Annotated in this window: 11 protein-coding genes; 8 read left to right on the forward strand and 3 right to left on the reverse strand. The window is 70.0% G+C overall.

Annotated elements, in window-relative coordinates; translation table 11 throughout:
* The first annotated feature begins 1 nt into the window (after position 1).
* Positions 2–550 carry a ribosome maturation factor RimM gene (rimM, locus tag RB614_RS41180; RefSeq protein ID WP_308718161.1) on the forward strand — a complete coding sequence of 183 codons (549 nt, stop codon included), beginning with the start codon at positions 2–4 and terminating at the stop codon, positions 548–550.
* A 336-nt stretch (positions 551–886) separates the two neighbouring features.
* Here rimM and RB614_RS41185 read toward each other — a convergent pair whose 3' ends face one another.
* Positions 887–1,198: a hypothetical protein gene (locus RB614_RS41185; RefSeq protein ID WP_308718162.1), complete on the reverse strand. Its 312-nt coding sequence runs from the start codon at positions 1,196–1,198 to the stop codon at positions 887–889.
* 5 nt (positions 1,199–1,203) lie between these two features.
* Positions 1,204–1,455: a hypothetical protein gene (locus tag RB614_RS41190; RefSeq protein ID WP_308718163.1), complete on the reverse strand. Its 252-nt coding sequence runs from the start codon at positions 1,453–1,455 to the stop codon at positions 1,204–1,206.
* Positions 1,456–1,518: 63 nt separating this feature from the next.
* Between RB614_RS41190 and trmD the strand changes: the two genes are divergently transcribed.
* The 7 genes from trmD to RB614_RS41225 all read left to right on the forward strand — a co-directional run bounded on the left by trmD (position 1,519) and on the right by RB614_RS41225 (position 6,709).
* The gene (trmD, locus tag RB614_RS41195) at positions 1,519–2,385 is read left to right on the forward strand and encodes a tRNA (guanosine(37)-N1)-methyltransferase TrmD (RefSeq protein ID WP_308718164.1); all 867 of its coding nucleotides are present in this window, start codon (positions 1,519–1,521) and stop codon (positions 2,383–2,385) included.
* Positions 2,386–2,489: 104 nt separating this feature from the next.
* Positions 2,490–2,846 (forward strand): 50S ribosomal protein L19, encoded by a 357-nt coding sequence (rplS, locus tag RB614_RS41200; RefSeq protein WP_308718165.1) that lies wholly within the window; start codon positions 2,490–2,492, stop codon positions 2,844–2,846.
* Positions 2,847–3,117: 271 nt separating this feature from the next.
* A complete protein-coding gene (gene lepB, locus RB614_RS41205; protein ID WP_428983213.1) occupies positions 3,118–4,077 on the forward strand; it encodes a signal peptidase I in 960 nt (319 codons plus the stop codon).
* Positions 4,074–4,706 carry a signal peptidase I gene (lepB, locus tag RB614_RS41210; RefSeq protein ID WP_308718166.1) on the forward strand — a complete coding sequence of 211 codons (633 nt, stop codon included), beginning with the start codon at positions 4,074–4,076 and terminating at the stop codon, positions 4,704–4,706. The genes lepB (RB614_RS41205) and lepB (RB614_RS41210) overlap by 4 nt, the downstream gene beginning before the upstream one ends.
* A gap of 271 nt (positions 4,707–4,977) precedes the next feature.
* A complete protein-coding gene (locus RB614_RS41215; protein WP_308718167.1) occupies positions 4,978–5,583 on the forward strand; it encodes an NUDIX hydrolase in 606 nt (201 codons plus the stop codon).
* Positions 5,577–6,389: a ribonuclease HII gene (locus RB614_RS41220; protein WP_308718168.1), complete on the forward strand. Its 813-nt coding sequence runs from the start codon at positions 5,577–5,579 to the stop codon at positions 6,387–6,389. The genes RB614_RS41215 and RB614_RS41220 overlap by 7 nt, the downstream gene beginning before the upstream one ends.
* On the forward strand, positions 6,386–6,709 hold the full coding sequence (locus tag RB614_RS41225) for a DUF2469 domain-containing protein (RefSeq protein ID WP_173055909.1): 324 nt from the start codon (positions 6,386–6,388) through the stop codon (positions 6,707–6,709). Before RB614_RS41220 ends, RB614_RS41225 begins: the two co-directional genes overlap by 4 nt.
* Positions 6,710–7,363: 654 nt before the next feature.
* Here the strand turns inward: RB614_RS41225 and RB614_RS41230 are convergent.
* Positions 7,364–9,028, reverse strand: a complete 1,665-nt coding sequence (locus RB614_RS41230; RefSeq protein WP_308711885.1) for an ISAzo13 family transposase — start codon at positions 9,026–9,028, stop codon at positions 7,364–7,366.
* Positions 9,029–9,082 lie beyond the last annotated feature (54 nt).

The following is a 9,082-nucleotide window of genomic DNA, read 5'->3' on the forward strand; positions in this document are numbered from 1 at the left end:
GATGCTTCTTTACGTCGGGCGTATCGTCCGGCCGCACGGCATCCGCGGTGAGGTCATCGTGGAGGTGCGGACGGACGACCCGGACGAGCGTTTCGCCCCCGGAAAGGTCCTGGCGACCGATCCGGGGGCGGTGCCGTCCACGGCCACCGACCCGGCCGCCTACCAGGTGCCGGACCGCCTCAGGATCGAAGAGGTGCGCGCCCACCAGGGCCGGCTGATCGTCGCGTTCGACGGGGTCTACGACCGCAACGTCGCCGAGGCGCTGCGCGGCGTGCTGCTCTGCGTCGACAGCGCCGACGTGGGCCCGCTCTCCGACCCGGACGAGTTTCACGACCACCAGCTCGTCGGCCTGACGGCGGTAACGCGGGCCGGCGAGACGCTCGGCGAGGTGGCCCGCATCGACCACGCGCCCGCCTCCGACCTGCTGGTCCTGCGCCGGCCCGAGGGGCGGACGGCGCTGGTCCCGTTCGTGAAGGCGATCGTGCCCGAGGTCGACCTGGCCGGCGGTCGCGTGATCGTCGACCCGCCCGAGGGCCTCTTCGACCTCTAGAAGCCTGGGGTCCGGGGGCACGGCCGAAACGTGGAGCGCGGCGGAGCGTTTTCTCGCGAGCCGCACGAGGGACGACCGCGACCAGACGCGAAGGGTGAGGCCGCGGGAGCAACGGTCCGGACCACCGCGGACGTCGCGGCAGCTCGGAATCTCTTGTCCTGAAGTTGCCCCTCCTTCCGTGGCCAGGGCCCAGTTCCCTGGCCACGGGGTCGGGGTCATTTCCTTCTCCGCCGGAACCCGGAGGCGTGGGTTCCTTAGGAACCCCCCAGGTGGAGGGGAGGCGTGGTACGTCCTCCACCTGGGGGGCTGTCACCGGTCGGGGGGATGACCGGCTGTTTAGGCCGCCTTGGCCGGAGGCAGGGCGGGAGCGGCCATGTGGCAGATGGTCGTTCGGGTCGACCATCCGGTTACGCGAACCGTGTACGCCGCCGCGACCGCCGCACGAGCCCAGCGCATGCGGGCGACGGCGGTGTCGGGGTGGTCGCCGAACTCCTGCGCGACCATGGCCACGCAGGTCTTCGCGCCGTACGCGCGAACCGTCCGGACGACCGCGGCGCGTACCTGCTCCGCGCTGGGGCGCTGCGAGTGCTGCAGATCGGACACGAACAGCGCCTCACACCGCGTCGTGGTGATGTCCAGCCGGGGCATGGCTCTCACCATCGCCCGGTGTTGCGGGGGAAACATCCGCCACTACGCGGAGACTCGGATGTGGGGGTGGGGAGGGGGGTGGCGACGATCGCGAGGATCTGCTCCACGGTCGTGTGCGCCCGGTCGGCGATCTGCTCGATCGACGCCTCGCTGGCGAGGGCTTGCCTGATCGCCGAGCGCCAGGTGACGTCGGCCCGGGCGCGCACTTCCGCCGCCTGGTCCAGCACGTAGAGTGCCTGCTCGGGTGATCCGTACATGGGTTAAAGACTCGGCCAGAGCGAGTGCGGATACATCCGCCACCATGCGGAGGTCGAAAAGGGATGCGGATCGACGTTGTCACGATCTTCCCGGAGTACCTTGCCCCGCTCGACCTGTCGCTGATCGGCAAGGCACGGGCCGGCGGGCTGCTCGACGTGGGCGTACACGACCTGCGGGCGTGGACGCACGACGTGCACCGGACGGTCGACGACACCCCGTACGGCGGCGGGCCGGGCATGGTCATGCGCCCGGAGCCGTGGGGTGAGGCGCTGGACGCGCTGGTCCCGGGGCCGGCAAGCTCCGGTCCGAGGAGCGAAGCGACGAGGGCGGAGCGCGCCGGCAGCCGGGGCCAAAGCGAGCGAAGCGAGCCAGCTGGCAGAGTGCCGGAGGGCGGCGTGCGGCTGGTGGTGCCCACACCGGCGGGTGAGGTCTTCACCCAGGCGATGGCGCACGAGCTCGCCGCCGAATCGTGGTTGATCTTCGCGTGCGGCCGGTACGAGGGGATCGACCAGCGGGTGCTCGACCACGCGGCCACCCGGATGCCGGTCACCGAGGTGTCGCTCGGCGACTACGTGCTGTTCGGCGGCGAGGTGGCGGTGCTGGTCATGTGCGAGGCGATCGTGCGGCTGCTGCCCGGGGTGCTGGGCAACGCGGACTCGCTGGCCGAGGAGTCGCACACGCAGGGGGTGCTGGAGGCGCCGGTGTACACCAAGCCGCCGGAGTGGCGCGGGCACCCGGTACCCGAGATCCTCCGCTCCGGCGACCACGGCCGGATCGCCCGGTGGCGGCGGGACCAGGCGCTGTTACGCACGGCACAGCGGCGCCCGGACCTGCTCGCCACGCTCGACCCCGGTACCCTGGACAAGCGCGATGTCGCCCTCCTCTCCGGGGCCGGATTTCAGGTCCGGGGTGCCGATATGGCAAAGTAGTGAGGTTGCCGCGACCAGCCACCGCTCTTCGGTGTGCCCGCGTGCTCATCTCCCGGCCGCCGCCGGGTGGTGATCGCCCCAACGAGCCATGAGGAAGCCTTGCGATGAACACGCTCGACACACTGGACGCCCAGTCGCAGCGGACCGACATCCCCGACTTCCGCGCCGGTGACACCGTCAAGGTGCACGCGCGGGTGGTCGAGGGCAACCGTTCCCGGGTCCAGGTCTTCCAGGGCGTGGTCATCCGGCGCCAGGGTGGCGGCCTGCGGGAGACCTTCACGGTCCGCAAGGTCAGCTTCGGCGTCGGCGTGGAGCGCACCTACCCGGTCAACAGCCCGGCGATCGACCGCATCGAGGTCGTGACCCGCGGCGCGGTCCGCCGGGCCAAGCTCTACTACCTGCGCGAGCTGCGCGGCAAGGCCGCCAAGATCAAGGAAAAGCGGGAGAAGCAGGCCAGCTGAGGCTGGCCCCTCCTGACATCGATCCGGGTGCCCACAGTGGCCGCCCCGGGTTTGTGTTCTTGGTATTGGCCGCTTCGGGTGCCGGCCGGATACGCTGTCCGCGGTGACGTACGACGAACGCTTCGTCCGCGGCCAACGCCGCGGCGGCGCGACACCCCCGCACTACCGCTCGCCGAGCCTCCGCGGAGGAGGCGCCGCGGGCGGTAGTGCTGTATCTCGGACTCGGGGGGCGCGCGACGTGCAGCAAGATGGCGACGTCGATCCGTGGCGGATGCCCCGCCGCACCCCCGGCCGGCGCCGGCAGATGCCGCTCTGGCAGGAGCTGCCGCTGCTGCTCATCGTGGCGTTCTGCCTGGCGGTGCTGATCCGCACGTTCCTGCTCCAGGCGTTCTTCATCCCCTCCGGGTCCATGGAGGACACGCTGCTGGTCGGCGACCGCGTGCTGGTCAACAAGATCGTGTACGACGTGCGCGACCCCGAGCGTGGCGAGGTCGTCGTCTTCCGCGGCCCGCCCAACTGGACGCCCGAGTTCCAGGACGAGCCGCAGGTCGGCTTCATGGCCAAGCTCGGCCGCACCGTCGGCGACCTGGTCGGTGTCAGCCGCCCCGGGGAGAAAGACTTCATCAAGCGGGTCATCGGCGTGCCCGGCGACAAGGTCAAGTGCTGCGACGACCAGGGGCGCGTCCAGGTCAACGGCAAGTCGATGGACGAGCCGTACGTGTTGGAGAACTCCGATCCCGACCTGCCACCCAACCCGCGTGAGTGCCGCTCACGGCAGTTCGACGAGATCACCGTCGCGCCCGGCAACCTCTTCGTGATGGGCGACCACCGCCTGGTCTCGCAGGACTCGCGCTGCCAGGGCCAGGTGCCGATTGACAACGTGATCGGCCGGGCCTTCGTGATCGTCTGGCCGTACGACCGGTGGGCCGGCCTCGGCGTCCCGGCCAACTTCGACGACGTGCCGCGGGCCGCGGCGCTCGGACCGCCGGCGCAGTCTTCGCCTCGCCTGCCTGACCAGGGAGGTTTCGCTGTCGTCCTGCCGCTCCTGCTGCCCCTGGCCTTCACCACGCGGCTCACGTCGCTGTGGTCCCGGGACGGCTACGGGCGTTCCCGGCGCCGGTCTCCGGGCGGCTTTGCGCGGTCTTTGGGTGCCTTCGCGCGTTGGTCTTTGGGCCTCTCCGCGCGTTCCCGAGGCGCAATTCCAGGTCGCCGTCGTAGGCTCCGTCCGTGATTGACGAGCAGACCGAAAAGCGCCGCGGGTCGTTCTGGCGCGAGCTTCCCATCCTGCTGGGCGTAGCGATCCTGGTCGCGGTGCTCGTGCGTGCCTTCGTGCTGCAGACGTTCTACATCCCGTCGCCGTCGATGGAGCACACCCTCGACATCTACGACCGGGTGCTCGTCAACAAGCTGGTCTACGACTTCCGCTCACCGCACCGGGGCGAGATCGTGGTCTTCGAAGCGCCCGCCGACTGGCGCAGCAACCCGGACGGCGAAGACTTCATCAAGCGGGTCATCGGCGTGGGCGGCGACCACATCGTCTGCTGCGACCCCGACCAGCGCCTGATCATCAACGGGCAGGCGCTCGACGAGCCGTACATCTTCTCCGAGGGGGGCACCACCGACCTGGCGGCCGACGAGTCGTTCGACATCACCGTGCCCAAGGGGCGGCTGTGGATGATGGGCGACCACCGTTCGGCCTCCGGCGACTCGCTGGAGCACTGGGAGCGCACCCGCGACCTCAACGCCTCCACGATCTCCGAAGACGCGGTGATCGGGCGGGCGTTCGTGGTGTTCTGGCCGGTGGGACGGGCCAAGTGGCTGTCCGTGCCGGAGCCGTTCGACAAGGTCCCCAACTCCTGATCTCGCTTTCGCCCTCTGGGCCGGGCCTGTTCCCTCCTTTCCTTCCTTTCGTTCCGGTCCTTCGTTTCCTTCCGGTCCTTCCCCGGGCTGGCGGGGGTCGGCTCCGGGGTGGCCTTGCTTCTCGCGGGGTCTGGGGTGCTGGGTGGCGCCCCAGGGTGTTCGCGGGTGGTCTCGCTCGCTTGTCTGGGGCTTGTCTGGGGCGCTGGTGTTGGGGTGCTGTGGCGCCTCGGGGCGCTCACGGCGTCCGCGGGCGACGCAATAGGCTGGGGCCGTGGACGTTATCCCCCGCCGAGCGGCCCGCGTGCTGCTCGTCGACGGTGACGACCGCGTACTGCTGTTTCGTGGCTTCGACCCGGCCCGGCCGCACCACCGGTACTGGTTCACGCCCGGCGGTGGTCTCGACCCCGACGAGCCGTACGCGGCCGGCGCCGCCCGCGAGCTCGCCGAGGAGACCGGCCTGCGCCTGGCCTCCGAGGAGCTGGGCGAGCCGGTCTGGGACGAGGTGACGGAGTACCCGTTCGACGGCCAGTGGTACCGGCAGCGGCAGGAGTTCTTCCTCGTCCGCGTGCCAAGCTGGGAGGTCGACACGCGCGGCTTCGACCAGGTCGAGCGCGACTCGATCGACGATCACCGGTGGTGGGAGGTGGCCGAGCTGGAGTCGACCGATGAGCGGATCTACCCGACGGATCTCGCCCCGTTACTGCGGCGTCTGCTGTCCGGTGGGCCCGCTTTGGGCGGCGGGCCCACGTCGGGCGGGGACACAGCCATGGGTGGCGGGCCCGCGTCGGGTGCCCGATCCGTGCCAGGTGGCGCATCACGGGGCGGGTCTGAGCCGGGCCGCCGCCCGACCGGTGGTGCCTCGGGGTCCCCGTGCTGACCCCGCCGCGCACGGTGGTGCGCCGAGAAGGTGGCATCTACGCGCTTGAGCGGGCGCTGCAGCGCCGCGGCTTCCGGATCGTGGCCGGGGCCGACGAGGCCGGACGCGGCGCCTGTGCGGGCCCGCTGGTGGCCGCCGCGGCGGTGCTGCCCGAGGGCAAGCGCGGCGAGATCGACGAGCTGACCGACTCCAAGCTGCTCACCCCCGCCGCCCGCGAACGGGTCTACGCCGAGGTCGTCAAGCGCGCCCTCGCCTACGCCGTCGTGATCATCCCGGCCGCCGAGGTCGACTCCCGCGGCCTGCACGTCTGCAACCTCGCCGCGATGCGCCGCGCCCTCGCCGCGCTGACCACCCGCCCCGAGTACGTCCTGACCGACGGCTTCGGCGTCGACGGGCTGGGCGTGCCGGGGCTGGCCGTGTGGAAGGGGGACCAGGTGGCCGCCTGCGTGGCCGCGGCCAGCGTGCTCGCCAAGGTCACCCGAGACCGGCTCATGGTGGAGATGCACGAGCGCTTCCCCCAGTACGGCTTCGACGAGCACAAGGGCTACGTCACCCCGGAGCACAACGCCGCGCTGGCCAGTCACGGTCCGTGCGCGGAACATCGCTTCTCGTACGTCAATGTGGCCACCGTCTCCGGCCGCGACTCCCGCCCCCCACGCTCCCGCCGCCCCGCGACGGTCGGTGTGCTCGAGCCGATGGGGCAAGCGGTCCCCGCAGGGGGTACGGTCGGCGTGGCGTTGGCCGAGGGGGCGCGGCTGCCGCTGTCAGTGGGGGAAGATGTGGCCATGGAAGGCGGAGTGCGATGAGCGCGGAAGATCTCGAAAAGTACGAAACCGAGATGGAGCTGCAGCTCTACCGGGAGTACCGCGACATCGTCCGCCAGTTCTCCTACGTGGTCGAGACCGAGCGGCGCTTCTACCTCGCCAACCAGGTCGACCTGCACGTGCGTAACTCGGACGGCGAGGTCTACTTCGAGGTCGAGATGCACGACGCGTGGGTGTGGGACATGTACCGTCCCGCCCGTTTCGTGAAGAACGTGCGCGTCATGACCTTCAAAGACGTCAATGTGGAAGAGCTGGAAAAGCCCGATATCTCCCTCCCGACGGAGAACGGCTTCGGCGGCTAAGGCGGCTCCCGGCTTCCCGCGCCGTGCGGCAGGCCGGAAACCACCACCAATCGGCGCCCCAAACCGTTGCACCATTCTTGAGCTACCGCGACGCGTCGTGGTCCAGACTGTTGCGCGGGGCTCCCGAGGAAACGTGGAGCGCAGCGGAGCGTTTCTTGGGGTGCATTCCCGCGGCCTCGCCCTCCGCGGCGCGATAACTCGGGCCCGCACGCCGGGGTTCTTCGTGCCCCTTCCGCTGCCTTCGGCCGCGTGCTTCTTTCGCTGCCTTCGGCCGCGTGACCAGCCGGGGCAGGCGAAGCTGGCAGGGTTTGATGGACGCCGCGTGGCAAGCGGATGAGCTGGGCAAATGCGTTCTGACAGAGCCTCTGGTGCGGTGGCCACCAACCTTTTGCCGGCTTCGCCGGCGTCTGGTCACCCCATGAACGTTGGCGGCCACCGCACTGCCCTGATGGGTGGCGGTGGCGTCTCCGGCGGCGGCCATGCCGCCGACCTGCGGCAGTGCCCTCGTGACCCCGTTGGCGGCCGTGCCTGACGCGGCACTGTCGCTCCAGGTGCGTCCGGGCCGCCGCCATCGGCCCGGACGCGCTGCCCCGGCGGCCGGACTGTCCAGCGCCCGGCCCATTTCCGCTCAGGCCGCTTAGGGATCGCAGATAATCAACTCGCAGGCTCTGTCTGTTCTGTAATGGTTTGCAACAGGTGGGTCAGGGTGGTCGGTTCCGGCATGGGTGCGATCGTGGTTCCGTGCAGTTTCAGCAAGGGCTGGATTTCGTTGATGGCTCGGCGGATGGTGTGGCGGCTGGTGGTGAACATCGCCGCCAGGGTCGGCTCAGGCAGTTGCAGGCGTAGGTGCAGGATCGTGGCCAAGACCTGGTCGGGCAAGGTGAATCGGGGTGGCCGGCCGGACCTTGGCGCGTGGGTGCGTTTGCCTTGCTGTTGGGCGAGGCGGGCGGCCTGCTCGTGTCGGGCGTCGCGGTGGGTTTGGCGCAGCTCGTCGAGGTCGGTGGTCAGCTGTTGGAGGTCCTGTGTGGACAGTCCGGTCAGCAGCGGATCTGATAGCAGGGCTGGGTCGGGCGCCGGACGGTCGGGCTGGTGGGCGGCGTCCCCGATCGTTGGTTGCGGGTGCAGGGTGTAGTTCCAGTCGCCGTGGAAGGCGTGTCTGGCGATCGGCACGGCGGCCATGTCGGCGTCGCTGACCTCGACGCCGGTCGGGTACTGGCCGGTGTCCAGTTCGGCGTGCACGCGTAGCCCGGTGCGGGTGGTCGTGGCGGCGATGGATTGCACGACGACCTCGTGGCTTTCCAGGGGCCGGCCGCGCCAGTTCATTGTGATGTGGCTGAAGAGCCGGTGCTCGACCTTGTTCCACTTCGAGGTGCCGGGTGGGAAGTGGCAGACGGTGACCCGCAGCCCGGTCTGTGCGGCGAACGCGGCCAACTCGGTCTTCCAGGCCCGGGTGCGGTAGCCGTTGGACCCGCCCGCGTCCGCGGTGATCAGCAGCCGCCCGGCGGTCGGGTAGTCGGCGCGACCGATCGCGTTCCACCAGCGGCGGATCGACTCGACCGCGAACGCGGCGGTGTCGTGATCGGTGCCGACGTTGACCCAACCGGCGTCAGCGGCCAGATCGTAGACGCCGTAGGGCACGACCTTGCCCAGGCTGTCGCTGGGAAAGTCGTGCGTGCGCGTGGCGACCGGTTCGCCCTTGGGCCGCCACTGCCGGCCCGGGTTGCTGAACTGCCCGACGAGTTCCTTCTTCTTGGTGTCCACGCTGATGACCGGATCTCCAGCGTCCTGATAGTTCTTGACCTGGTCGTTGATGTAGCGGAACTGGGCGTCCCGGTCCGGGTGCCGCTTGCCCTCGATGGTCTTGGTCGGGGCCTGCAGGCTGAATCCCTCCGCCCGCAGCAGGTCAGCGACAGTGTCCGCGCCGATGCGGTGGCCCTGCCGGGTCAACTCCTCGGCCAGTCGGCGGGTGGATTTCGTCGTCCACCGCAGCGGCGACATCGGATCGCCCCGCTCGTCCGGCTCGACCAACGCCAGCAACGCCGCGCGCAGCTCAGGATCCAACTCGACTAGCCGCTTCCGACCACCGCCAGGCCGACGCGTGCGACCCAACGGCTGACCGCCAGCGTCTAGATCGGACACTCCACGAGCCACCGTGTTCTCGGCCACCCCGGCAGCCCGCGCCACCGCCCGGATCCCGCCATACCCCAACGCGCGAGCCTCGGCAGCCATCAACAACCGACGCTGCCGCTCATCCAAATGCGGAAACAGCACCCGAAACTTCCCCGCCAACACCAACTCGGTCTCCACCGTCACGGCCATACCACATCAGACACCCGCACGAAGCAGAAACGCTAGTTATTCTTCGGTGATCCC

It is taken from the genome of Phytohabitans maris, assembly GCF_031085175.1.
In the GTDB taxonomy this organism is placed as follows: Bacteria; Actinomycetota; Actinomycetes; order Mycobacteriales; family Micromonosporaceae; genus Phytohabitans; species Phytohabitans maris.

Excerpts from the sequence above, each read along its gene's own strand:
- rimM (WP_308718161.1), top strand. The coding sequence starts at position 2 with ATGCTTCTTTACGTCGGGCGTATCGTCCGGCCGCACGGCATCCGCGGT.
- RB614_RS41185 (WP_308718162.1), bottom strand. The coding sequence starts at position 1,198 with ATGCCCCGGCTGGACATCACCACGACGCGGTGTGAGGCGCTGTTCGTG.
- RB614_RS41190 (WP_308718163.1), bottom strand. The coding sequence starts at position 1,455 with ATGTACGGATCACCCGAGCAGGCACTCTACGTGCTGGACCAGGCGGCG.
- trmD (WP_308718164.1), top strand. The coding sequence starts at position 1,519 with ATGCGGATCGACGTTGTCACGATCTTCCCGGAGTACCTTGCCCCGCTC.
- rplS (WP_308718165.1), top strand. The coding sequence starts at position 2,490 with ATGAACACGCTCGACACACTGGACGCCCAGTCGCAGCGGACCGACATC.
- lepB (WP_428983213.1), top strand. The coding sequence starts at position 3,118 with ATGCCCCGCCGCACCCCCGGCCGGCGCCGGCAGATGCCGCTCTGGCAG.
- RB614_RS41225 (WP_173055909.1), top strand. The coding sequence starts at position 6,386 with ATGAGCGCGGAAGATCTCGAAAAGTACGAAACCGAGATGGAGCTGCAG.
- RB614_RS41230 (WP_308711885.1), bottom strand. The coding sequence starts at position 9,028 with ATGGCCGTGACGGTGGAGACCGAGTTGGTGTTGGCGGGGAAGTTTCGG.